Origin of the sequence: Luteibacter anthropi, assembly GCF_011759365.1 — a bacterium.
Lineage (GTDB): Bacteria > Pseudomonadota > Gammaproteobacteria > Xanthomonadales > Rhodanobacteraceae > Luteibacter > Luteibacter anthropi.
Map to the genome: position 1 here is coordinate 1 of NZ_JAARLZ010000002.1, position 23,798 is coordinate 23,798.

Here is a 23,798-nt window from a genome sequence, read left to right on the forward strand (position 1 = left end):
ATCGATGACCAGTCGCACGGCCTCGACCTTGATGGCCGCGGATATTTTTCTATGACCCATGAATCACCTCGTAGGAGAAGTTTGCTCCTATCGGTGGTCCTGAAAAACCCGGCCACTACAGGCGCGCTCCTACAGGGAGCGTCGTGTCATGGGGCCAGGCCATGCCCCAGCAGCGCCACCGCATGCCGGGTGATGTCCTCGGGGGTTATGTGCTGGCGTAGCGGGTCGTCCTTCCAGCGGCGCATCGCGGTCATCGGAAGAATCGTGAGGCTCAGGATGCTGGTCATGATCAGCGTGGGGTCGAGGCCTGCGTTGAGCTTGCCTTCGGCCTGCCATGCCTGGATGTGGCCGAGCAGGCGGGCATGCCGGCTGCTGTCCATGCGCTGCTTCATGTGCTTCTTGAACATGTCGTTTTCGCTCAGCAGGTCGCCGAAGAACACCGGGCCGATCCAGGGCTTCTCCGCCGCCAGCTCCACGAAACGCTCGGCCAGCCGGGTGAAGGCGAGGGCCGGGTCGTTAGCGTTGGTCTGGAAGACCTCGTCGATGCTCTGGCGCATCGGCGCGATGTACTCGTCGAAGACGATGTCGAACAGCTGCTCGCGGGTCTTGAAGTAGTAGTGCACGGCAGCCGGCGTCATGCCGGCTTCGCGGGCGATGGCCGCCAGCGTGGTGGCCTCGTAACCCTTGCGGCCATAGAGCTCCAGGGCGAGGTTGACCAGGCGTTCGCGCTGGTCCGGGCCATCGGGTTGGGCCGGGGGGCGGCCGGGGCGGCGCCCGCGGCGGGGAGTCGTACTGACCACAGGGTCTCCGTCGGAACTTAACAGGGGGATGGATACCACGAGAGGCCTCCCATTGACGATGGCCACGATCGGCCCATATATTAACTAACCACTTAATTAATTATCGGTACTCCCGTGTCCGCGACCTCGACGCCCTCGCTCCGCGTGTTATTCCCCGCGCTCATGCTGGTCATGCTGCTGGCGGCGCTCGACCAGACCATCGTCTCCACGGCCCTGCCTACCATCGTCGGCGACCTGGGCGGCTTCGACCGCCTGTCGTGGGTGGTCACGGCCTACCTGCTGACCTCGACGGTGGTGGTGCCGCTGTACGGCAAGTTCGGCGACCTCTACGGGCGCAAGGTGGTGCTCCAGGTCGCCATCGGCATCTTCCTGGCCGGCTCGGTGCTTTGCGGACTGGCCCAGGACATGACCCAACTGGTGCTCATGCGAGCCTTGCAGGGGCTGGGTGGCGGCGGCCTGCTGGTGATCACCATGGCGGCCATCGGTGACGTGATCCCGCCTGCGGAGCGCGGCCGCTTCCAGGGGCTGTTCGGCGGTGTCTACGGCCTGGCCACGGTCATCGGCCCCCTGATCGGTGGCTTCATGGTCGATCACCTTTCATGGCGCTGGATCTTCTACGTGAACCTGCCGCTGGGCGTGCTCGCGCTGCTGGTGATCGCGGTGGCGTTCCATCCGCACGCGCGGCACGTGAAGCACCGTATCGACTACTGGGGTGCCGCCTGGCTGACCCTCGCGCTGGGGAGCCTCGTCATGTTCACCACCGAGGGTGGCAACGTGCTGCCCTGGTCCTCGGCGGAGCTGTGGTTCATCCTCGCGTTCGCCGTGATCGGCGTGGTGGGCTTCATCTACGAAGAGCGCATGGCGGAGGAGCCGATCATCCCGCTGCACCTGTTCCGTCACCGCACCTTCTTGCTGAGCTGCCTCATCGGTCTTTTCGTGGGTGCCGCGCTATTCGGTTCCACCACGTTCCTGCCGCTGTACCTGCAGGTGGTGAAGGGCGTGTCGCCCACCGCCGCCGGCATGCAGCTGCTGCCGCTCATGGGTGGCCTGCTGGTAACGTCCATCATCTGCGGGCGCCTCATCAGCCGCATCGGGCGTTATCGCATGTTCCCCATCGTGGGCACCTTCCTGTCCACCGTGGCCCTGGTTTTGATGGGAACGTTCCGCGAGGACATGCCGCTGGAAATCCTCTACGGATATTCCGCGCTGCTGGGTGCAGGACTTGGCATGGTGCTGCAGGTGCTGATCCTCGCCACGCAGAACAGCGTCGACATGAAGCTGCTGGGCGTGGCGACTTCCGGCGTAACCATGTTCCGCTCCATCGGCGGCTCGATCGGCGTGTCGGTGTTCGGGGCTATCTTCACCCACGGCCTGCAATCGCGCGTGGCCGAACTGGCACTGCCCATGCCGGTATCAACCCACGGCCTTGGCCCGGAAGCCTTGCGCAAGCTGCCGCCCGCAGCACACGAGGCGTATATCCACGCCTTCGGCTCGTCGCTGCACACCGTTTACCACGTGGCCGCCTGCGTACTCGCCGCCGCATTCTGCCTGGCCTGGCTGCTGCGCGACGTGCCGCTGCGCAAGATACATCCGGCGCCGAAACCCACGGAGACCCCGGAGCCTGCCGCCGGCTGATACTCAGGGTGGCAGCAGGCCCATGGAGCGGGCTTCGAAAACGGCGGCGGTGCGCGAGCGCACCGCCAGCTTGCGGTAGATCGTCTTCGTATAGCCTTCGACGGTGAAGTGCGACAGGCCGCTCAGGCCGGCGATCTCGCGATTGCTGAAGCCCTGCGCGACCAGTCGCAGCACGTCGATCTCGCGCGATGACAGCAAGGACTGTCCTGTGGCTGATTCCTGCGCAGGCGCCGGGTCCGCAGGGGCACTGACGGGAATATCCATGCCGCGCAACAGGCGACGCGCAACGAATGGATCGATGGGCACGCCCCCACGCCTGACGCTGCGCAGGGCCATCACCAGTTCCACGTCGTCGCGTTCCTTGAGCAGGCAGCCGTGTGCGCCGGCACGCATGGCCCGCACGAGGTCGTCATCGTCACCGCCGGTCGCCACGGCGATGGTCATGGCATCGGGTCGCTGTGCGGTCATCCAGGTAATCAGCTCGCAGGCCTGTCCACGCGGCAGTCCCGCATCAACCAGCACCACGGAGACATCGCGAAAGGCAATGCCGGCCAGTGCATCGGCGAGACCGTCGGCCACGCGAACGATGGACGGCTCGTAGCCGGCGTGGCGCAGCAGCTGCCGCAGGCGCACCTGGGCCGAAAGGTCGCGTTCGACGATGAGCACGTCGCCGGTAACGGCGCATGCTTCCTGTTCCCTCATCATGGACTTACCCCGGCCCCGCCCCCTGTGGTCGCGCATTCTACGGCATACCTGCGGACGTAGCATGCTGCACCCGCGCCCGTGCTTTCACATTCGTGTGCACGTACGCCAGCGGACGCGGGTTGTCCGCTGGCGTACAGCAAGCGCCTTTCGATGGCGCCTTCAGGCGGCTTTCCCGGTGTGGCACGGCTCATGCACTGCGTCCGGCATGGACATTCCGAAGCCCTCCCATTCCATCCGTTACTTTCCCCTGTGGATGCTCGCCGCCTGCGTGGGAGGCGTCGCGCTCATTGGCCTTTCCGCTACGCGAGGCAAGGCCTCTCCCAGCGTGGCCCGCACAGAGCTGTGGATCGGTACGGCACAGCGAGGGCAGATGAACATGGAAATCCGCGCCGGCGGCACGCTGGTGCCACGACGGTTGCGCTGGATTACGGCGGGCACCACGGCCACCGTGCAGGAGGTACTGGTGGAGCCGGGTGCTCGCGTAGAGGCCAGCACGGTCATCGTGCGGATGACCAACCCGGAGTTGCAAGCCAACCTGCAGAAACAGCAGGCGGCACTGGCCGGTGCGCAGGCCAGCGTATCCGCCGTGCGGACCTCGCTCGATTCGCAACTGCTCGATCTGCAGGCAACCGTCGTGCAGGCAGAGGCCGACCTGCATATGGCCGAGGTGAAGAAGCGGGCAAACGAGGGCGCTTTCCGCTCGGGCGCCACCACGGCCATCGAGGTGGAGCAAAGCCGCATCACGGTAGCGCAGGATGAGCGCAAGCTGGCCATACAGCGGCAGCGGGTGAGCGCGCTGCGCGCGAACATGGTGGCCCAGCAGCGATCTTCGGAGGCCCTGCGCGACCAGGCGGCCAGCGCACTGGAGATCGCAAGGCAGCAGGTGGACGCGATGACGGTACGCGCAGGCATCGACGGCATCCTCCAGCAGGTGGACGTGGAGCCCGGCCAGCAGATCGCAGCGGGGGCGAAGCTGGCCCGTGTGGCGCGCCCGGATGACCTGATGGCCCGCCTGCAGGTACCTGAAACGCTCGCCGCCGCGCTCATGCTCGACCTGCCGGTGGATGTGGACACGCGCAATGGCGTGGCACGGGGCAGCGTCATCCGTGTGGATCCGTCGGTGCGCAACGGCAGCGTCACCGTCGATGCCGCCTTCGACGCTCCCTTGCCGAAGGGCGCACGTCCCGACCTGTCGGTGGATGGTCGCATCGTGCTGGGTACGCTGCCTGACGTGGTGAATATCGGCCGGCCCTATGCCTCCGCGCCCGACACGACCGCCACCGTGTTCGTGATCCATCCGGGTGAAAGCATGGCGCGTCGTGTGCCGGTACGCTTCGGCAAGATGTCGAGCGATCGCACGGCGGTCAGCGAAGGCCTACGCGTCGGGGACCAGGTGATTCTTTCCGATACGAGCCGCTGGAGCGGCTACGACACTTTGCAGCTGCGCTGAAATGAGAGGATTTGCGCCATGAACATCACCACCGGGCCACTCATCCGCCTAGAAGGACTGGGCAAGGTCTTTCATACCGACGAGGTGGAAACCCATGCGTTGTCCGACGTGGCCCTGGATATCGCCGCAGGCGACTTCGTCGCGATCACCGGCCCGTCGGGCTGTGGCAAGTCCACGCTGCTTTCCCTGCTTGGACTGCTGGACACGCCCACGAGCGGGCGCCTCCTGCTCGACGGCGCCGATGTGGCCGCACTCGATCTGCGGAGCCAGGCCCGCGTTCGCAATGCCAAGATCGGTTTCATCTTCCAGGCATTCAACCTCATCGCTGACCTCACCGTGGAAGAGAACGTAGCCCTTCCACTCACTTTCCGCGATGACTACCGTCGCGATATCGCGCAACGCCGCGTGCGCGAGGTACTCGACCAGGTAGGCATGAGCCATCGCCAGCGGCATTATCCCGGACAGCTGTCGGGTGGACAGCAGCAGCGTGTGGCGGTGGCACGTGCACTGGTGGGTGAGCCGCGCATCCTGCTCGCGGACGAACCGTCGGGCAACCTGGATTCGCGCAATGGCGAGGCCGTGATGCAGTTGCTCGAACAGCTCAACCGGGATGGCGCCACCTTGTGCATGGTAACCCACGATCCTGCTTTTGCCCGTCGGGCGGGACGTATCGTACATATGCTCGATGGTCGGATCGTGGATGAGGACGCGCTCGAACGCCTGCGCGGTGCGGATGACATGCCGCTGCCGGTACTACGGGAGGCGTCAACGTGATCGCCGCTTCCGTTGCGCTGGGCGAGGGCATGCAGGCATGGCGCGGCCTGCTGCGCCGTCCCGGGTTCCTCACCCTGGCCGTATTCACGCTCGCGCTGGGCATTGCCACGGTTACCGCCGTGTTCGCCATGATCGACCAGGCCCTGCTGAAGCCCTTGCCATTCCCGGACGCGGGGCGACTGGTCACGCTGGGCTCGGTCGATGACGTCAACGAGAACATCGCCGCACCGGGCTATTACGCCCCGTTGAAGCGGCTGCCCGGGATCGAATCGGCAGGCATGCTGATGAACTCGGTCATCAACGTGAACATCGCACCGGGAGGTCATCCGGAGGTTGCGCTGGCGCTGCGGGCCGATGGCGGTTTCTTCCGCACCCTGGGTATGCCCATGGCGCTGGGCCGAAATTTCGATGAGGCAGAGGATCTGCCGCACGGCCCTCGCGCCGTCATCCTCTCCGATGCGTTCTGGCGTTCGCGTTTCCGTGCGGATCCGGCCGTTGTGGGTGGCAGCCTTCAGGTAGAAGGTCGTCCGGCACAGATCGTGGGCGTGTTGCCGAAGGACTTCGCGTGGCCGCGACCCTTCGACCTGGCCATGTCGCTGCAACCGGATCTCAATGATACGGACCTGTCGGTGAACCAGCTTATCGTGGGACGCCTGCGGCCGGACACGACGGTCTCCAGCATGTCGGCACAGGTTGCGGCCACGCTTACGCCCCTGCTGCTCGCAGGCCGCCGCGATGTCGACCGCGTACGCGGTTACCTTGCGGCGTTTCCGCCAAACGCATTGCCACTGATGACCAGCGTCTTTGCGGCCAGCACCGGCAAGACGGTCTGGTTGTTCATGGGTGCCGCCGTGTGTGTACTGCTGATAGCGGGGATCAATCTGGCGAGCCTCATCCTGCTGCGCTCTCTGTCGCGGACCCATGCCACGGCGGTACGCGCCGCACTAGGTTCCTCGCCAGGGCGCCTGAGCCTGCCCGCGCTTGCCGAAGGACTGCTGATCGGCACGCTCGGCGCGGTGGGCGGCCTGCTGCTGGCATGGATGGGGCTGCGCATGCTCGAAGGTGTCATCCCGCCGGAATGGCTACGCGGGGCAACGATACGCCTGGGCGCCACCAGCATTGCTTTTGCATTCCTGGCCGGACTCGTCGCTGCCCTCGCGGCTACCCTGCTGGCGATACTGCGCGCACGCCGCCGTGACTGGCGAGGGGAACTGGTCAGTGGCGGGCGCACGGGAATGAGCAGGGAAGACAGCCGCACCGGTCGCGCGCTTGTCGTGGCCCAGGTAGCGGTAGCGGTTGTCCTGCTGATGGGCGCGGCGCTGTTCACCCGCACTGTGCAGAAGCTCGAATCGGTGCCCATGGGATTCACCAGTCATGCCGTCGGCACCTTCACCTTGTCGCCGGTCCGTGAGCGCTATGTCAGCGTGGCCGATGCCACGACCCTGGCCAGGCGCGTGGTGGAACGATTGCAGGCGCTGCCGGGTGTGGTGCAGGCCGGCTTGTCCACCAACCTGCCGACGGGCAACCAGCTCAACTATTCACTGACGATGCCGGACGGACGCAACTTTTCCGCCCAGTACCGGCTGGTGAGCCCTGGATTCCTGGATACGGTGGGCGTGCCCCTGCTGGCCGGACGTGGCATCGTGGATACCGACGCGGGAAGCGCCGATCCCGTATGCGTGGTGAGCATGACGTTCGCCCGCAGGTACCTCGGCGACGAACCGCTGGGCAAGCGGGTGTCCATCCCGACCGGCGACGACACGATGATGGCAATGCGGGTGGTGGGCATCGTGGGTGACGTGCGCCAGTACGGGCCGGCCGAGGAAGCGCCGGGCATCCTTTACGCACCGGTGGCGCAGATGCCGGCGTCGATCTGGTCCGTGCTGCGCGAGTTCGGCCCCTTCAGTTTCGCGGTCCGGCGCCAGCCTGGGGTGCCGATGGACGAGACGGCACTGCGTGACGCCGTGGCCGCGGTAGACAACAGCCAACCCATCGCCAATGTGCGCTCCCTGGATGCCGTGGTGGCGGGCACCACGAGTGCCCAGCGGCTCAACCTGCTGCTGGTCGGCTTGTTTGCCGGGCTGGCCTTGCTGCTGGCGTCGGTGGGGTTGTACGCGGTGATGTCCGTGGTGGTCGCCTCGCACCGTCATGAATATGGCGTGCGTGCCGCGCTGGGGGCCACGCGATCGCGGCTACTGCAGACCGTGCTGCGCGCAGCATCGATTCAATTGGGTCTCGGCCTTGCGATCGGCCTCGGTGCCGCACTCGCCTTGTCGCGCCTGCTGGAGAGTTTCCTGTTCGGCATCGCAGCGGTCGATCCACTGGCCATCGCTGCGGTGCTGCTGGTACTCGGCGTGTCCGGCGTGCTTGCGAGCCTGCCGCCCGCATGGCGTGCCGCGCGCGTCCGGCCGATGCAAGCATTGCGCATGGACTAGACTCCCGTCATGGCCGAAACCTCCCCCCACATCCTCGTGGTCGACGACCAGCCTGCGGTGCACGACGCCTTGCGCCTGTTGCTGAAGCACTCCGGATACCGCACGAGCGGGGCGGAGTCGCCGGCCCAGGCGCTGGCCATGTTGTCCGGCGACGAATACGCGGCGGTGTTCGTCGACATGAACTACGCCACCGATACCACCTCTGGCGAGGAGGGCCTGGCCCTGATCCGCGAACTGGCATCGCGTTGGCCGGAGCTTCCGGTCATAGCGATGACGGCCTGGGCCAGCATCGGGCTTGCCGTCGAAGCCATGCGCGAGGGGGCGGTGGATTTCGTCGAAAAGCCCTGGCAGAACGCGCGCCTGCTGAGCGTGCTGGAGGCACGCGTATCCTTGCAGCGTAGCGAGAAGGACAACCGCAGGCTGCGGGCTGCCCAGGCGATCCTTCTCGATGACGCTGACTCGGGCTTTGTCGCCGAATCGCCTGCCATGCGTCGCCTGATGGACGACGTGAACCGCGTGGCCATGAGCGACGCCTCGGTCTTGCTGCTGGGCGCCAACGGCACGGGCAAGAGTGTGCTCGCTCGACGCATCCACCAGTTGTCCCCACGTCGCGCCCGCGCCTTTGTCAAAGTGGATATCGGCGGACTGGCGCCGACGCTGTTCGAGTCCGAACTGTTCGGGCACGTCAGGGGGGCGTTCACGGATGCGCGTCAGGACCGGGCAGGGCGTTTCGAAGTAGCCGACGGGGGCACGCTGTTCCTCGACGAGATAGGCAACCTGCCATCCGCGCAGCAGCCCAAGCTGCTGCGCGTGCTGGAAGACGGCGAGTTCGAGCGACTGGGTGCGTCGCGCACGCAGCGCGTGGACGTGCGTGTGATCGCCGCCACCAATGCCGATCTGGACGCCGAAGTAGCGGCGGGCCGCTTCCGCGAAGACCTACTCTACCGGCTCGGGGTCTTCCCGCTGCGCGTGCCGGACTTGCGCGAACGCCGCGACGACATCCTGCCGCTTGCAAGGCATTACCTTGCCGGGGCCAGCCGCCGCTATCGGCGCGAGGCTCCTGCCCTGGAGTCCTCCGTCGAGCGGGCGCTGCTCGACTATGCGTGGCCAGGCAACGTGCGTGAGCTGGCCCATGCGATGGAGCGTGCCGCTTTGCTGGGTGGCAGTCGCGTCGATGTGGCCGATCTTCGTCTGCGTCCGGCCGCGAAGACGCGTGACGTGCAGGACATGACGCTGGACGACGCGGAGGCCATGATGCTGCGTGGTGCATTGGATCGACACGAAGGCAACCTCGTACGCGCGGCCGAACATCTCGGCATCACCCGGCAGAGCCTGTATCGGCGCATGGAAAAGTACGGCCTGCAACGCGATGATGCGGATTAAAACCTTTCCCGGTCACATGTTGCTCGTGGCGCTGCCCTCGCTGGCAGCCCTGGCCAGCGTGCTTGTCGCTGGTACGCCGGCACCGGCCGAAGCCTGTGGCCTGCTGCTGCTGGTCGCGCTGCTCACGCTGGCCGCGTTGCGTTTTGCAGGAGAGCGTCCTTCGCGCATGCGTACGGTAGCCAACCTCATCGAAGCGCTGCGCGAGGGCGACTACGGCGTGAGAGCGGTGGAGGTCGCACATGATCCGCTGTTTGCCGATCTTGCGCACCGTTTCAACGAACTTGCGCAACGACTACAGGACGAACAACGCAGCGTGCAGGAAAACCTGCAATTGCTGAGCAAGACGCTGGCGGCGCTGGATGGCGCCGTATTCGCCTTCGAGCAGGGCGATCGCCTGCGCCTGGTCAACCCGGCGGCCGAGCGGTTGCTCGGCAGGGATGCCGGCGAACTGCTGGGTAACGACGTGGCATCGCTGGGGCTCGACGCGTTATTTGACGTGCCTTCCGGCGACATCGTAGCGCATGGCTTTCCCATGGCATCCGGACGCTGGCAGATCGTGCACGGTAATTTGCGCAGCCGCAGCCAGGAGGGACGCCTGCTTGTCGTCCAGCCTATGGAACGCGCATTGCGTGAGGAGGAAGCGCAGGCCTTCCGTCGCCTGCTACGCGTGCTCAGTCACGAGATCAACAATTCCATGGGGCCCATCGCCTCGCTGGTAGATACCTTGCAGGGCGTGCTTCCGCCCCCGGGCCTGCCGCTGGGCGATGAGTTGCACGACGATCTGCGGCATGGGTTGCAGGTTATCGCCCGGCGCAGCGATGCGTTGCAGCGCTTCATCGGCGGTTATGCGCGGCTCGCGCGCCTGCCCCCACCACAAAGTACGCCCGTGGACGTGGAGACGTTGTGCCATCGAGTCGCTGCATTGTTCGACGACAGGCGGATCTTTCTGGCGGGTGGCCCGGCGCTGCAGTTGAACGGCGACGCCGATCAGCTCGAACAGGTACTTATCAACGTGTTGCGCAATGCCATCGAAGCGGGCGGCGATGCTGAGGTGAGGCTTGCCTGGTCATGCCAGGCACGGCGCGCGTGCATCGTGGTGAGTGACGGGGGGCCGGGTCTTCCGGCGAGCGGCAGTCTTTTCGTGCCTTTCTTCACCACCAAGCCCCATGGCGCTGGTATCGGACTGGCCTTGTCGCGGCAGATCGTGGAAGCCCAGGGCGGCAGCCTGGAGCTGATTTCGCGCGAGGATGCGCAAGGCGCGGTAGCCCGCATCACACTGCCATTGTGGCCTGCGACGCCGGATTGATACCGCAGTGCAGCTTGAGGGTCACGGGCGCGGCGCTACACTGGGAAGATCACAGGTTCCCGGGCGTCGCGGAGGCACCTGGCGAGCTGATCCGTCATGGCTCCGGCTGTCTCGATCGTCTTGTCCGTTCCGCACGCCCATTTCGCGGGTAAGCGTTTCGGAGGCTGCACAATGAACAAGCTGGACACCGTGGCGACTGGCGTCAAGACAGTCAAACTCCTGATCGACGGCGAGTTCGTCGAATCCACCACCACCCAATGGCGCGACGTGGTCAACCCGGCCACCCAGGCGGTCCTCGCCCGCGTGCCGTTCGCCACGCCCGCCGAAGTCGATGCCGCCGTGGCGGCGGCGAAAACCGCCTTCCGCACCTGGCGCAAGACGCCCATCGGCACCCGCGCGCGCATTTTCCTGAAGTACCAGCAGCTCATCCGCGAAAACATGACGGAGCTGGCCGCCATCCTGAGCGCGGAGCAGGGCAAGACCCTGCCGGACGCCGAGGGCGATGTCTTCCGTGGCCTGGAAGTGGTGGAGCATGCCGCCGCCATCGGCAACCTCCAGCTGGGCGAACTGGCCAATAACGTGGCCACGGGCGTCGATACCTTCACCCTGCTGCAGCCGCTGGGCGTGTGCGCGGGCATCACGCCGTTCAATTTCCCGGCGATGATTCCGCTGTGGATGTTTCCGATGGCCATTGCCACCGGCAACACCTTCGTGCTGAAGCCGTCCGAGCAGGACCCGATGGTGACCATGCGCCTCGTGGAACTGGCCATCGAGGCCGGCATCCCGAAGGGCGTGCTCAACGTGGTGCACGGCGGCGAAGAGGTGGTGAACGCCATCTGCGATCACAACGACATCAAGGCTGTATCCTTCGTGGGCTCCACCAGGGTCGGCACGCACGTGTATAACCGCGCCTCGCTGGCCGGCAAGCGCGTGCAGTGCATGATGGGCGCAAAGAACCACGCCGTGGTGCTGCCCGATGCCAATCGCGAGCAGACCCTCAACGCACTCGTGGGCGCGGCGTTCGGCGCCGCGGGCCAGCGTTGCATGGCCGCTTCCACCGCCGTGCTCGTGGGTGAGGCGCGCGAGTGGATTCCCGATCTCGTCGCCAAGGCGAAGACACTGCGCGTCAATGCCGGCAACGAAGCCGGCACGGACGTCGGTCCGCTGATTTCCTGCGCCGCGCGCGAACGTGTCGAGGGCTTCATCGCCTCGGGCGTGGAGCAGGGTGCCACGCTGGATCTCGATGGCCGCAAGCCGAACGTGCCCGGTTATGAGGACGGCAACTTCGTCGGCCCCACGATCTTCTCGAACGTGAAGCCGGGCATGCGCATCTACGACGAGGAAATCTTCGGCCCGGTGCTGGTGATCCTGGGCGCCGAATCGCTCGACGAAGCCATCGACATGGTCAATGCCAACCCCAACGGCAACGGTACGGCGGTGTTCACCCAGTCGGGTGCCGCAGCCCGCCGCTTCCAGGAAGACATCGACGTGGGCCAGGTGGGCATCAACGTGCCGATCCCGGTGCCGGTGCCGCTGTTCTCGTTCACCGGTTCGCGCGCGTCGAAGCTCGGCGACCTGGGCCCTTACGGCAAGCAGGTGGTGATGTTCTACACGCAGACCAAGACGGTGACCCAGCGCTGGTTCGATGACGACACCCTGCATGTCGGCGTGAACACCACCATCAGCCTTAAGTGACGGACGCTGCCATGGATATCCAGGCACACGACCTGACGGAAACCCAGGCCGCCATCCGCGAGGCCGCGCGCGATTTCGCGCTGGCCGAGATGGCGCCATACGCGGCTCACTGGGATGCAGAAGGCGAGTTCCCGCGCGAGGCGATCCGCAAGGCCGGCGAACTCGGCTTCTGCGGCTTGTACATCGGCGAAGACGTCGGTGGCTCGGGCCTCACCCGCCACGACGCCACCATCGTGTTCGAGGAACTGGCGGCGGTGGATCCTTCCACTGCCGCCTATATCAGCATCCACAACATGGCGAGCTGGATGCTCGCCACCTTCGGCACACCGGCCATCCGCGAGCAGTGGGCCAGCGAGCTGGCCAGTGGCGGCAAGCTGGCGTCGTATTGCCTGACCGAACCCGGTGCGGGTTCGGATGCCGCGTCGCTGAAGACGCGGGCCGAACGCGATGGCGATCACTACGTGCTCCACGGCGCCAAGGCATTCATTTCCGGTGCCGGTGCCACCGACATGCTGGTGGTGATGGCCCGCACGGGTGGCGAAGGCGCGCGTGGCATCAGTGCGTTCGCCGTGCCGGCGAATGCCGAAGGCGTGGGCTATGGCCGCAACGAGGAAAAACTCGGCTGGCATAGCCAGCCCACGCGGGCGGTCACCTTCGATGGCGTGCGCGTGCCTGTCGATCATCGCCTGGGCGAGGAAGGCGAGGGCTTCCGTATCGCCATGAAAGGCCTGGATGGCGGCCGCCTGAACATTGCCGCCTGCTCGCTGGGTGCCGCACAGGGCGCGCTCGATGCGGCGCGTCGTTACATGGGCGAACGCACCCAGTTCGGCCGCAAGCTGGCCGACTTCCAGGCTTTGCAGTTCAAGCTGGCCGACATGGCCACCGAACTCGTGGCCGCACGGCAGATGGTGCATACGGCGGCGCGCAAGCTCGATGCCGGTCGTGGCGATGCCACGGTCTGGTGCGCCATGGCCAAGCGCTTCGCCACCGATGCCGGCTTCTCGATCTGCAACGACGCGTTGCAGATCCATGGCGGCTACGGCTACATCCGCGAATACCCCGTCGAGCGGTTGCTGCGTGACGCACGCGTGCACCAGATCCTCGAAGGCACCAACGAAATCATGCGCGTGATCGTGGCGCGCCACCTGCTGAACACGGAAGAGGAATTGCGATGAGCCTTGCCGGCAAGACGTACACCGGCCTGAAGCTGGAAGTGGACGGTCATACTGCGATCGTCACCCTCAACAACCCACCGGCGCATACCTGGACACGCGACAGCCTTTCGGCCCTGCGCGACCTGGTGCGCGATCTCGATGCGCAGCGCGACGTGTACGCGCTGGTCATCGTGGGCGACGGCGAGAAGTTCTTCTCGGCCGGCGCCGACCTCAAGCAGTTCGCCGATGGCGACAAGGCGCTGGCCCGCGAGGCGGCGCGTCGCTTCGGTGAAGCCTTCGAAACGCTGTCCGCGTTCCGGGGCGTGAGCATCGCCGCGATCAACGGCTACGCCATGGGCGGCGGCCTGGAATGCGCGCTCGCCTGCGACCTGCGCATTGCAGAGGAACACGCGCAGATGGCATTGCCCGAGGCCAGCGTCGGCCTGCTTCCGTGTGCCGGTGGCACGCAGAACCTGGCACGCCTGGTCGGTGAGGGCTGGGCCAAGCGCATGGTGCTGCTCGGCGAGCGTGTCGACGCTGCCACCGCACAGCGCATCGGCCTGGTCGAAGAGGTGGTGCCGAAGGGCGAGGGCAGGGCGAAGGCCATCGCCTGGGCCAAGCAGGTCGAAAAACAGAGCCCGACCAGCGTGGCGGCCAGCAAGCGCCTGATCCAGTCCACCCGCAGCCAGACCCATGTGGCGTCGCTGGTGGCCGAGCGCGAGGCCTTCGTCGATCTGTTCGACAGCCAGGACCAGCGCGAAGGCGTAGCCGCCTTCCTCGAAAAGCGCGCTCCGGTATGGAAGAACGCATGAACGCGCCCGGGGCCATCGAATCGCCGGTTCTTTTCGAGGAACGCACGGCGAACAACGGCAAGCGCATCGGCATCGCCACGCTCAATGCACCGAAGACGCTCAATGGCCTGTCACTGGACATGGCCCTGCTGCTGACCGAACGCTTCGATGCGTGGGCAGCGGATGAGGACATTGCATTGGTGGTGTTGCAGGGCGCGGGCGAGAAAGCTTTTTGTGCAGGTGGCGACCTGCATGGCCTGTATCGCTCGATGCGCGATTACCGGGAAAGCGGTGCCAGCGACGTCAGCAGCAATGCCTATGCCGCGCAGTTCTTCGAGGTGGAATACCGCCTCGACCATCGCATCCACACCTATCCCAAGCCGGTTCTCTGCTGGGGGCATGGCATCGTCATGGGTGGTGGCATCGGGCTGATGTCCGGCGCCAGCCATCGCGTGGTCACCGAGCGCTCGAAGCTGGCGTTCCCGGAGATCACCGTGGGCCTGTATCCGGATGTCGGCGGCAGCGGCCTGCTGAGCCGGTTGCCGGATCATGGCGGCCTGTTCCTGGGTCTTACCGGTGCCCTGCTCAACGCGTCGGATGCCATCGCCGCGAAGCTGGCGGACTGGCAGCTTGCCGAAGCCGACAGGGATACGGTGTATGCCGAACTGCTGTCCACCGCATGGAAGGACGACGAGGCCGTCAATGCGACCCTGCTGGCCGACTTGCTCGGCGGCCGCGCGGTTGCAGGTGAACCGGGTCCGTTCCAGCGCCATGCCGGGCACATCGCCACGCTGTGTTCCGGGAACGATCTCGACACGATCGTCGCAACCATCCGCGCCGACACCAGCGACGATCCCTGGCTCAAGACCGCACGTGACACATTGGCGGCCGGCTCGCCGGGCTCCGCGCGACTGGCCTTCGAACTCCAGCAGCGTGCACGCCAGATGCCGCTTGCCGACGTCTTCCGCATGGAATACATCGTGTCGCTGCATTGCGCGGCCCATGGCGATTTCCAGGAAGGCATCCGCGCCCTGTTGATCGACAAGGATCGCAGCCCGCACTGGAACCCCTCCGCACAGAAAGAGGCCGACGCTCGCTGGAGCGAGGGCTTCTTCAAGGCACCCTGGGCCGACGGCACGCATCCGCTCGCCGACCTGACTGACACGGTTACCCAAAGGACATTCGCATGAGCCATATCGCTTTCATCGGCCTGGGCAACATGGGCGGCCCGATGGCCGCCAACCTCGCCAGGGCCGGTCACTCTGTCCGCGTCTTCGACCTGGTGCCCGCCGCCGTCGCCCATGCCGTCGAGGCTGGGGCCGTAGCCGCGAAGGATGCCGTCGACACACTCGCCGGTGCGGAGGTCGTCATCACGATGCTGCCGGCCAGCCGCCATGTGGAGGGCCTGTTCCTGGGCGAGCAGGGCATCCTGTCGCATATACCGGCAGGCGCTCTCGTGATCGATTGCAGCACCATCGCCCCGGCCAGCGCCCGCAAGGTGGCCGAGGCGGCGGCTGCGCGAGGCCTGTCGATGATCGATGCGCCGGTGTCCGGTGGCACGGCCGGTGCTGCCGCCGGCACGCTCACCTTCATCGTCGGTGGCGACGATGCCTCGTTCGACCGTGCGAAGCCCGTGCTGTCGGCCATGGGCAAGAACCTGTTCCATGTCGGTGCCAGTGGCGCCGGGCAGGTGGCCAAGCTGTGCAACAACATGGCGCTGGGCGCCATCATGGCCGTCACCGGTGAGGCCATTGCCCTCGGCGTGGCCCATGGCCTCGACCCCAGGGTGCTCTCGCAGATGATGGCCGTGAGCACCAGCCGCAGCTGGGCCACCGAGGTGTGCAACCCGTGGCCGGGCGTGCTGGAAAACGCCCCGGCATCGCGCGGCTACACGGGTGGCTTTGGCAACGATCTCATGCTGAAGGACCTCGGCCTCGCCGCCGAAGCGGCGATGAGCGTGGGCGCTTCCATTCCGCTGGGCGAGCTGTCGCGCAATCTCTACGCCATGAACAGCAAGGCGGGCAATGGTAAACTGGACTTTTCCAGCGTGGTCAAGCTGTTGTCCGGAGAGAAATGAGTTCAGCCGTACGCGAAAAACTGGAACTGCCCAACGGCGGCCACAAGCTGTTGATGCACTCGTGCTGCGCGCCGTGTTCGGGGGAGGTCATGGAGGCCTTCCTCGAATCCGGCATCGATTACACCGTGTTCTTCTACAACCCCAATATCCATCCGGTGAAGGAGTACCTCCTGCGCAAGGAGGAAAACATCCGCTTCGCCGAGAAGCACGGGGTGCCCTTCATCGATGCGGACTACGACACCGACAACTGGTTCGCCCGCGCCAAGGGCATGGAGAACGAACCGGAGCGCGGCATCCGCTGCACGATGTGCTTCGACATGCGTTTCGAGCGTACGGCGCTGTATGCCCATGAGCACGGCTTCCCCGTGATCACCAGCTCGCTTGGCATCTCGCGCTGGAAGAACATGGCGCAGATCAACGACTGCGGCCACCGCGCCGCCGCACCCTACGACGGCCTGGCCTACTGGGACTACAACTGGCGCAAGGGCGGCGGTAGCCAGCGCATGATCGAGATCAGCAAGCGCGAGAACTTCTACCAGCAGGAGTACTGCGGCTGCGTCTACTCCCTGCGCGACACCAACCGGCACCGCCGGGCCCAGGGCCGCGACCGCATCCATATCGGCGTGAAGTTCTACGGCGACGACGACGCGGGTTGACGCGTTTCCCCCGCAGGACGAGAATGCGCCGGCCCGTGGCGCATTCCGTGCCGCGGTATTCCTGTCCGATTCCACCGAGGCATATGGACGTTCACCCTTGCGGTGACGCCGGCCCCAGGCCGATGTCGCCCTTTACATCGATAGCCTTCGGCGCACGCGCCGGACAGGTCGCCGTAGCCCGCTAGGCACGGCCGGCCCGCTCCGCGTGGCCGCCGCTGGCGCCGCAATAAGGAGATGGGCCATGAAGGGCACCTTCGCACTGCTCGACATCGCCGGCTACGTGGCCCTGCTGCTGTGGGGCACACATATGGTCACCAGTGGCGTATTGCGCGGCTACGGCAGCGCGCTGCGTCGCTGGCTGGGGCGTTACCTCGCACACCGGCCGGCGGCATTCGCCTTCGGCGTATGCCTCACCGCGATCCTGCAAAGCAGTACCGCCACCGGCCTCATGGCTACCTCGTTTGCCGCCAGCGGCTTCCTGGGTCTCGCGCCCGGGCTGGCCGTGATGCTGGGCGCCAACGTGGGTACGACGCTGATCGTGCAGGTGATGTCATTCGACATCTCGATCATCGCCCCGGTGCTGGTGTTGCTGGGCTTTGCCATTCATCGGCGCAGCGACGATGCGCGCTTTGAAAACCTTGGCCGCGTGTGCATTGGCCTGGGCCTGATGCTGCTGGCCCTGCACCTGCTGGTGGTGTCGCTGGCCCCCGTGGAGAACGCGCAGGCCCTGCGTGCGGTGCTCAACGCGCTGGAGAGCGAGCCGGTGCTGGCCCTGCTGTCGGCCGCCTTGCTGACCTGGCTGTTCCATTCCAGCGTGGCGATGGTGCTGCTGGTGACCTCACTCGCCACGGCCGGTGTCATCGATGCCCCCGGGTCGCTCGCACTGGTGCTGGGCGCCAACCTGGGCGGTACGTTCCCGGCGCTGCTCGAAGCCCATACGCCGGTGGCACGCCGCCTGCCGCTGGGCAACCTGCTCGTGCGCCTGGCCGGTTGCATCGTCTGCCTGCCGCTGCTGCCCTACATGGCTCACTGGCTGGCACCGCTGGGTGATTCGCCGGCACGCATCGCGGTGAATTTCCATACGGCCTTCAATCTCGCCCTTGCCTTGATCTTCCTGCTGCCGGTGGAGCGCATGGCGCAGCTGCTGGTGCGCTTGCTACCTGATCCGCCGCGCCCGGACGACCCGGGCGTGCCGCAGTACCTCGACGAAGGCGCGCTCGACGCCGCCAACGTGGCGCTGGCCAATGCGGCGCGCGAAGCGATGCGCATGGCCGACATGGTGGAAGGCATGCTCAAGGGACTGGTGGAGGTATTCGGCAAGGACGACCGCGTTCGTGCGGCCGCCATCAGCCGTGTCGACCCCTGGCTCGACCGCCTGGGCATGGCCATCCGTGAATACCTCACGGAGCTGGGCAATGAAGCCCTGAACGAGGAAGACGGCGAGCGCAGCCAGGAGATCCTGGCCTTCGTGATCAACATCGAGCACATCGGCGACATCACGGCGAACAACCTGATGGAATTCGCTGCGAAAAAGGCGGAGCGCGGCCAGGATTTCTCGGCCGAGGACATCCAGGATCTCGCTGCAATGCATACCCTCGTGATGGAAAGCCTGCGCCTGGGTCTCACCGTGTTCCTGCGTGGCGACCTGCGTGCGGCCCAGCAGCTGGTGTCGCGCAAGGAAACCCTGTGGCGGCTGGAAAATGAGGCCTCCGAGCGGCACATCCGTGGCATCCGCGAGCGCCGCGACGGCAGTGGCGATGTGTACCTGCGGATCCTGCGCGACCTGAAGCGCATCCACTCGCACCTGGCAGCGCTGGCTTACCTGCCGCTGGAGCGGGCCGGACTGCTCCAGGATCGCCTGATCCGAGAGCACGCCGCACCCTGACGGGTGGGCACCACGCCGGCCTGCATCCATGCGGCCGGCGTGGTATGAACACGAGCAGGACGATAGACGGCGGCGTTGCCCGGAGACGACCGCGCTGAAAGGTTGGCGAAGGTCTTCGGGCATAGATTCCCGATTTTTCGTAGTACGACCTGATCGACCATGCACGCACTGGAAGCCCTTTGGTTCACCACGGTGAACTGGCTATCCGCCCACCTGATTGCGCCGGCCCTGGCGTCGGTGCATCTCACGAAACTGGTGGACGATCCGCAGGAAATTGCGCAGTACTTCCTGTTGACAGGCATCCAGGTGGCGATCATCGCCTTCGTGTTCCGGCCCATGGAAACCCTCTGGCCGCTGGAAGCATGGAGCGAGCGCAAGGGCACACGCATTGATCGCGCCTATACGCTCATCAAGCTGTTCGGCCTGCTGCCGCTGGTGACTTACCTGGTGATCTCGCCGCTGGGCCACCTGTTTGGTGGCGGTGGTGACGATGACCCCACGGGGCTGTTCAGCCTGCAAGGTGCGTTTCCCTGGCTGGGCCATCACCCGGTGGTGTTGTTCCTGATCTATTACGCGATCTACGACTTCGTGTATTACGTCGTGCATCGCCTGCAGCACAAGATTCCCTGGTGGTGGGCGCTGCACAGCCTGCATCACAGCCAGAAGCAGCTGAACTGCTGGTCGAACGACCGCGATCATTACCTCGACGACCTGCTCGAAGTGGTGTGCGTATCCACGGTGTCGGTGCTGATTGGCGTATCGCCCACGGAGTACGCGTTGCTCGTGCTGATCGGCGAGCTGTTGCAGAACTTCGACCACGCGAACATCCGCGTGCGCTTCGGACCGGTGCTGGACAAGATCCTGGTCGATCCGCGCTACCACCGCCTGCACCACATGATCGTGGACCCGGATCGTCCGGGCCTGCACGACTGCAATTATTCGTTTGTCTTCCCCATCTGGGACATCCTGTTCGGCACCGCTCTGTATGGTGAACCGGCACGCGCCACGGGTGTGGGCGACCCTACGGTAAACGCGGACAATGATCGCGGCATCGTGGGGCAGCAGCTCGGCGTGATGAAGCGCTTCTGGGCGTCCGTGCGCTGCAAGGCGGGATGGCGGCCGGGCGATGTCGCTTTCGATGAAAACCATCGCCCGGTATCCGTCGACGAATTCGACCTGCACGCACTGGAGGCGAGCCAGACACCACTCGCCGCCGTGCGCGAGCCGCACTGAACAAGGCTTACTTCGCCATGCCGGCGAAGTAAGCGGCCAGTGCCTCGGGCTCATCGGTCTGGAAGACCGTCACGCCGTCCTTGTACAGCCGCCCCCACACTGCGGACGGATCGCGCAGTGCTTCCGCATCGCCGCCATAGCCATTCACGAAGCCCTGGCCCAGCGTGTTCACCCACAGGCGCCCGTGCGCCTGCTTGGCCGCCGCCGAGAGTTCACCGAACACGTCCGGGTCCATCACCGGTAGTTCGTATCCCCATGGACGCCGCTTGCCGCTGGCCTGGGTTTTCAGCACCTGCGGGAGGTCCTTGCCGTCGGGCGTAGTGGCCGAAAGGATGGGCATGAAGGGTACGCGGTCGTAAGGGGCCATCGCGGCCAGCGGTGGTGTGCCTGCACCGGCCACGGTTTTCACGATCACGCGATGGGTGGCACCAAGCCGCTCCACGGCAGCAATCACTTCCGGATAGATCGCTTCCTTGATATCCAGGTTGACCATGATGCGGTTGCCCGCATGGGTGAGCAGCTCATCCATCGTGGAGACCGTCTGCTCCGTGAGAGGTGCGGACGGGCCACCCTGATTGGCACGCAGGTGCAGGGCCTTCAGCTGGGCCAGCGTCAGGTCGGCGACGGCGCCGTGGCCATCGGTCATCCGGTCCACGGTGGCATCGTGCATGATCACCAGATAGCCGTCGCGGCTGCGGCGGATATCGGTCTCCATGACGTCGACGCCCAGGGTGACGCAATGATCTAGTGCGGCGAGGGAGTTCTCCGGCGCGGCGGGCAGGGCATGCGTGGGAGCGGCGTTGTGGCAACCGCGGTGCGCTACGACGACGATGCCAGCATCGGGGTTGGCCAGGCGCGTGGCGATGGCCGTGGCGCGGTCGGCGGCGACGACGTGGGAACAGGCAAGTGCGCTGGCAAGCATCGTCAGGGTAAGGACGAGGGTTCTCTTCATGGGGACGCGATCCTTCAGAACTTCGGCGTGAAGCGCACGCCGAACCAGTAGGTGGTGGGTACGGAGTAGCTGTCTTTGAGCAGGTTGAGCCCGGGACCGGTGACCGTGGTGATACGGCTGTGGCCGACGTTGCTGACCTGGCCGATGAGGGCAAGGTCACGACTGATCTGGTATGTGGCGGACAGGTCCACCTGCGAGCGCGGAGCCCAGTAGAGGTCCTGCCAGCTTACGTCGCTGACGACGGAACGTAATGCACGTCCCTGCTTGTTGTAGGCGGCTCGCAGCTCCAGGCCGTTGTGGTTGTAGAACACGGTGGCGTTGACGATGTAATCGGGCTGGCCCACCAGGCGGTCCACGGCGCGCGTACCTCCGGCGGACAGCGGCACGGCAAGCCGTCCGTCCAGGAACGACACATTGGCGCTGGCGCCGAACGAGCGCAGCCACGGTGCGATGCTTCCGAAGGAATTCACGATGCCGCTCAGCTCCGCGCCACGAATGCGTGCGCTGGAGGCATTTACCGGCGTGCTGACGATGGCGTTCTTGTAGAAGACACCGCTGGATGGATCGGTAAAGCCGAGATCGGAGACGGTGAAGATCTCATCGTGGATCTGCTTGTCGAACAGCGCTACGGATACGAGGCCGCCGGTCTGTTCGGGCAGGCGCCAGTCGAACGAGAGATCGTAGTTGTCGGATACACGCGGCTTGATGGCCGGGTTGCCGATGGTGACCGACACACCCGTGGCGTTCGGGTTGCCCACATCGCTGCTGTTGACGAAATTGATCGAGCTGCGCGCGGCATACGAATCATACGGTGGGCGACCCAGCGTGCGGCTGTAGCCGGCGCGGATGTCGAAATCGTCGGTGAGGTTGTACCGGCCGAGCAGCGACGGCAGAAGGTGACGGTAGTCCGATGAGGTGCGGACGGGGCGATAGACCTTGTCGGTACCGCGGATATACCCCACGGTGGACTGCAGGGCGCCGTCGTAATGCAGGCCGCCCTGGAGGTAGAGCTGGTCCGTGGCGTAGGTGACGAGGCCGTAACCACCGAAGATGCGTTCCTTGTGCTCGAAATTGTCCTGGTTATTGAAGTCGTTCTGGCTGGTGCTGTTGAAATCGCTTTTCGGCAGGCTGTCCAGAAACGCCTTCACCTTCGACGGATCGATCGTGAGCAGGTTCAGTCCGGGGTTGTACGGCAGGCTCGCGCCCAGGGGGCCGGCAAAGTCGGCGAGGTTGATCGGTGGCGCCGAGGTGTTGGGATCGTATTCGTCACGATGCACGCTGTACGACGGGCGGTCGTCGGTATACATGGCGCCCGTGGCAAAGCCGAAACCCCGGTCCATCTCGCCCTGGTTGAAGCGATAGTCCAGCCGTGCGGTACGGATCGAGTCGGCGGCATTGCGGCCGTAGTCGGGGCGCCAGTAGAACAGGCCGTAATTGTTGAGGTTGTAGTACGACGACGGATCGATGGGAAACGCCGCATTGAAACGACTGGTGTCATAGGTGAAGCCGAACGGAGCAGACGGCGTGACCGTAGCGCCGCTGGACCCGGGCGCCGGCCGCGTGGCGCCCGCGATGAACTTCACCATGTAGATCGGTTCGTCGTACGTCGCATCGGAATACGACGCACGCGCCGACAGCTCCTGCCGGTCGTCCGGATGCCAGTTGAAGCCGGCCTGTCCCACCTTGGTACGCGTGGTGATCTGCTGGTTGGAGTACCCCACCTCGACGTCGCCCACCGGATAGGTACCCGAGGTGGCCCCCTGGTTGACCACCGGCCCGTTGCGCCCGTCGATGATGTTCTCGTTGCGGGTCATGTTGTCTTTGAAATAGTAATAACCACCAAGCAGGTAGGCGTCGAAGGTGTCGGACGGACGTGCCTCGAACTTGCCGGTGATGCCGTAGCGGTCGCGCTTGTCTTCCACATACCAGCTCTTGTCGTTCTGCGGCACGGGCAGGCCGTTGCCCAGGTTGTTGCCCGACTGCAACTGGCCGGCCGCGTTGTAGAAGTTGTAGAAGACCGTGTCCGAGGTCATGTGTGTGTACGTGTAGCTGCTCAGCGTCTGGTAGTTCGCCGAAACCACGACGCCATACTGATGATCGCTGCCGAAGGTGGTGCTGCCCGTACCGCTCACACGGTAGCCCGGGTCCATCTGCGACGAAGGTTCGCCGTTGTCGCTGGCGTGGCCCAGCGAGGCTTCCATGGTGAAGAACGGCTTGTTGCCGTTGTCGAAGGCACTGCGCGTGCGCAGGTCGATGGCGCCGCCGACGGCATTGGGGTCCTGGTCGGCGGTGAAGGTTTTCACCACGCCGATCTCGCTGATCATCGACGAGGGCAGGATATCCAGGCGCACGCCACGGGTGACCGAGCCCAGGTTGCCGTTCGGCGTGCCCGGCGAGGCCACGGTAAGGCCGTCGATGGTGACATTGTTGTAGCTGGAGCCCAGGCCGCGGATCACCGGCGTGGAGGCCTCGTCACGCGGATGCTCGTTGTCGATGGCCGGCAGCACCGAGAGGCCGGGCACGCGGCGAAGGGCTTCCACGATGGTCAGGTCGGGCAGGGCGCGCGCATCGGTGGCGCTCACCACGTCGCTGATGGTGTTGGCGGCCAGCTTGCTCTCGATGGCGGCCTCGTTCGCGCGACGGATGCCGGTAACCTGCACCGAGTCGAGGGTGGTGGGTTTGTTGTCGCCATCCGTGGTCTGCGTGGCAGGCTTTTCCTGCGGCGTGTCCGCCGATTGCGCGGTGGCGGTGCTGGACAGGGCCGCGGTTGCCAACGCGGTCCCCAGCGCCAGGAGCTTCTTCATGTGACGGTTTCCCCAGATCGCCGGCGTGAGTGCCGGAGCCGGCGCAACGTTAGGCAGAGGGGG

Annotated in this window: 17 protein-coding genes and 1 pseudogene; 14 read left to right on the forward strand and 4 right to left on the reverse strand. The window is 65.5% G+C overall.

Features of this window, described 5'->3' with window-relative positions; translation table 11 throughout:
* Positions 1 to 146: 146 nt before the first annotated feature.
* Positions 147 to 800, reverse strand: a complete 654-nt coding sequence (locus HBF25_RS02925; RefSeq protein WP_166946458.1) for a TetR/AcrR family transcriptional regulator — start codon at positions 798 to 800, stop codon at positions 147 to 149.
* Between the two features lie 114 nt (positions 801 to 914).
* On the opposite strand from HBF25_RS02925, the gene HBF25_RS02930 reads away from it, so the two are divergent.
* The gene (locus HBF25_RS02930; protein WP_208392391.1) at positions 915 to 2,435 is read left to right on the forward strand and encodes an MDR family MFS transporter; all 1,521 of its coding nucleotides are present in this window, start codon (positions 915 to 917) and stop codon (positions 2,433 to 2,435) included.
* Between the two features lie 3 nt (positions 2,436 to 2,438).
* On the opposite strand, the gene HBF25_RS02935 is transcribed toward HBF25_RS02930, so the two are convergent.
* The gene (locus HBF25_RS02935; protein ID WP_166946459.1) at positions 2,439 to 3,140 is read right to left on the reverse strand and encodes a response regulator transcription factor; all 702 of its coding nucleotides are present in this window, start codon (positions 3,138 to 3,140) and stop codon (positions 2,439 to 2,441) included.
* A 205-nt stretch (positions 3,141 to 3,345) separates the two neighbouring features.
* Between HBF25_RS02935 and HBF25_RS02940 the strand changes: the two genes are divergently transcribed.
* The 13 genes and pseudogenes from HBF25_RS02940 to HBF25_RS03000 all read left to right on the forward strand — a co-directional run bounded on the left by HBF25_RS02940 (position 3,346) and on the right by HBF25_RS03000 (position 19,979).
* Positions 3,346 to 4,590, forward strand: coding sequence for an efflux RND transporter periplasmic adaptor subunit (locus HBF25_RS02940; protein WP_166946460.1), 1,245 nt, complete (start codon positions 3,346 to 3,348; stop codon positions 4,588 to 4,590).
* Between the two features lie 18 nt (positions 4,591 to 4,608).
* On the forward strand, positions 4,609 to 5,364 hold the full coding sequence (locus HBF25_RS02945) for an ABC transporter ATP-binding protein (protein WP_166946461.1): 756 nt from the start codon (positions 4,609 to 4,611) through the stop codon (positions 5,362 to 5,364).
* Positions 5,361 to 7,799 (forward strand): ADOP family duplicated permease, encoded by a 2,439-nt coding sequence (locus HBF25_RS02950; protein WP_166946462.1) that lies wholly within the window; start codon positions 5,361 to 5,363, stop codon positions 7,797 to 7,799. Before HBF25_RS02945 ends, HBF25_RS02950 begins: the two co-directional genes overlap by 4 nt.
* A gap of 9 nt (positions 7,800 to 7,808) precedes the next feature.
* The gene (locus HBF25_RS02955; protein ID WP_166946463.1) at positions 7,809 to 9,182 is read left to right on the forward strand and encodes a sigma-54-dependent transcriptional regulator; all 1,374 of its coding nucleotides are present in this window, start codon (positions 7,809 to 7,811) and stop codon (positions 9,180 to 9,182) included.
* A gap of 946 nt (positions 9,183 to 10,128) precedes the next feature.
* A pseudogene (locus tag HBF25_RS22075) lies at positions 10,129 to 10,488 on the forward strand (sensor histidine kinase); the annotation flags it as partial.
* A 171-nt stretch (positions 10,489 to 10,659) separates the two neighbouring features.
* Positions 10,660 to 12,183, forward strand: a complete 1,524-nt coding sequence (locus HBF25_RS02965; protein WP_166946465.1) for a CoA-acylating methylmalonate-semialdehyde dehydrogenase — start codon at positions 10,660 to 10,662, stop codon at positions 12,181 to 12,183.
* Positions 12,184 to 12,194: 11 nt separating this feature from the next.
* On the forward strand, positions 12,195 to 13,358 hold the full coding sequence (locus tag HBF25_RS02970; RefSeq protein ID WP_166946466.1) for an acyl-CoA dehydrogenase family protein: 1,164 nt from the start codon (positions 12,195 to 12,197) through the stop codon (positions 13,356 to 13,358).
* Positions 13,355 to 14,149 (forward strand): enoyl-CoA hydratase, encoded by a 795-nt coding sequence (locus HBF25_RS02975; RefSeq protein WP_166946467.1) that lies wholly within the window; start codon positions 13,355 to 13,357, stop codon positions 14,147 to 14,149. The genes HBF25_RS02970 and HBF25_RS02975 overlap by 4 nt, the downstream gene beginning before the upstream one ends.
* A complete protein-coding gene (locus tag HBF25_RS02980; protein WP_166946468.1) occupies positions 14,146 to 15,318 on the forward strand; it encodes an enoyl-CoA hydratase/isomerase family protein in 1,173 nt (390 codons plus the stop codon). The genes HBF25_RS02975 and HBF25_RS02980 overlap by 4 nt, the downstream gene beginning before the upstream one ends.
* Positions 15,315 to 16,205 carry a 3-hydroxyisobutyrate dehydrogenase gene (gene mmsB / locus HBF25_RS02985; protein ID WP_166946469.1) on the forward strand — a complete coding sequence of 297 codons (891 nt, stop codon included), beginning with the start codon at positions 15,315 to 15,317 and terminating at the stop codon, positions 16,203 to 16,205. Before HBF25_RS02980 ends, mmsB begins: the two co-directional genes overlap by 4 nt.
* The gene (locus HBF25_RS02990; RefSeq protein WP_166946470.1) at positions 16,202 to 16,861 is read left to right on the forward strand and encodes an epoxyqueuosine reductase QueH; all 660 of its coding nucleotides are present in this window, start codon (positions 16,202 to 16,204) and stop codon (positions 16,859 to 16,861) included. Before mmsB ends, HBF25_RS02990 begins: the two co-directional genes overlap by 4 nt.
* 241 nt (positions 16,862 to 17,102) lie before the next feature.
* Positions 17,103 to 18,746 carry a Na/Pi cotransporter family protein gene (locus HBF25_RS02995; protein WP_166946471.1) on the forward strand — a complete coding sequence of 548 codons (1,644 nt, stop codon included), beginning with the start codon at positions 17,103 to 17,105 and terminating at the stop codon, positions 18,744 to 18,746.
* A gap of 159 nt (positions 18,747 to 18,905) precedes the next feature.
* Complete coding sequence (locus HBF25_RS03000; protein ID WP_166946472.1) at positions 18,906 to 19,979, forward strand: sterol desaturase family protein; 1,074 nt, start codon at positions 18,906 to 18,908, stop codon at positions 19,977 to 19,979.
* Positions 19,980 to 19,986: 7 nt separating this feature from the next.
* On the opposite strand, the gene HBF25_RS03005 is transcribed toward HBF25_RS03000, so the two are convergent.
* Both HBF25_RS03005 and HBF25_RS03010 read right to left on the reverse strand, forming a co-directional pair.
* Positions 19,987 to 20,931: a glycerophosphodiester phosphodiesterase family protein gene (locus HBF25_RS03005; RefSeq protein ID WP_166946473.1), complete on the reverse strand. Its 945-nt coding sequence runs from the start codon at positions 20,929 to 20,931 to the stop codon at positions 19,987 to 19,989.
* 14 nt (positions 20,932 to 20,945) lie between these two features.
* Positions 20,946 to 23,735 (reverse strand): TonB-dependent receptor, encoded by a 2,790-nt coding sequence (locus HBF25_RS03010; RefSeq protein WP_166946474.1) that lies wholly within the window; start codon positions 23,733 to 23,735, stop codon positions 20,946 to 20,948.
* Between the last annotated feature and the right edge of the window lie 63 nt (positions 23,736 to 23,798).

Coding starts and splice junctions, on each gene's coding strand:
- HBF25_RS02935 (WP_166946459.1), bottom strand. CDS start 3,140: ATGATGAGGGAACAGGAAGCATGCGCCGTTACCGGCGACGTGCTCATC.
- HBF25_RS02940 (WP_166946460.1), top strand. CDS start 3,346: ATGGACATTCCGAAGCCCTCCCATTCCATCCGTTACTTTCCCCTGTGG.
- HBF25_RS02945 (WP_166946461.1), top strand. CDS start 4,609: ATGAACATCACCACCGGGCCACTCATCCGCCTAGAAGGACTGGGCAAG.
- HBF25_RS02955 (WP_166946463.1), top strand. CDS start 7,809: ATGGCCGAAACCTCCCCCCACATCCTCGTGGTCGACGACCAGCCTGCG.
- HBF25_RS02965 (WP_166946465.1), top strand. CDS start 10,660: ATGAACAAGCTGGACACCGTGGCGACTGGCGTCAAGACAGTCAAACTC.
- HBF25_RS02970 (WP_166946466.1), top strand. CDS start 12,195: ATGGATATCCAGGCACACGACCTGACGGAAACCCAGGCCGCCATCCGC.
- HBF25_RS02975 (WP_166946467.1), top strand. CDS start 13,355: ATGAGCCTTGCCGGCAAGACGTACACCGGCCTGAAGCTGGAAGTGGAC.
- HBF25_RS02980 (WP_166946468.1), top strand. CDS start 14,146: ATGAACGCGCCCGGGGCCATCGAATCGCCGGTTCTTTTCGAGGAACGC.
- mmsB (WP_166946469.1), top strand. CDS start 15,315: ATGAGCCATATCGCTTTCATCGGCCTGGGCAACATGGGCGGCCCGATG.
- HBF25_RS02990 (WP_166946470.1), top strand. CDS start 16,202: ATGAGTTCAGCCGTACGCGAAAAACTGGAACTGCCCAACGGCGGCCAC.
- HBF25_RS02995 (WP_166946471.1), top strand. CDS start 17,103: ATGAAGGGCACCTTCGCACTGCTCGACATCGCCGGCTACGTGGCCCTG.
- HBF25_RS03000 (WP_166946472.1), top strand. CDS start 18,906: ATGCACGCACTGGAAGCCCTTTGGTTCACCACGGTGAACTGGCTATCC.
- HBF25_RS03005 (WP_166946473.1), bottom strand. CDS start 20,931: ATGAAGAGAACCCTCGTCCTTACCCTGACGATGCTTGCCAGCGCACTT.
- HBF25_RS03010 (WP_166946474.1), bottom strand. CDS start 23,735: ATGAAGAAGCTCCTGGCGCTGGGGACCGCGTTGGCAACCGCGGCCCTG.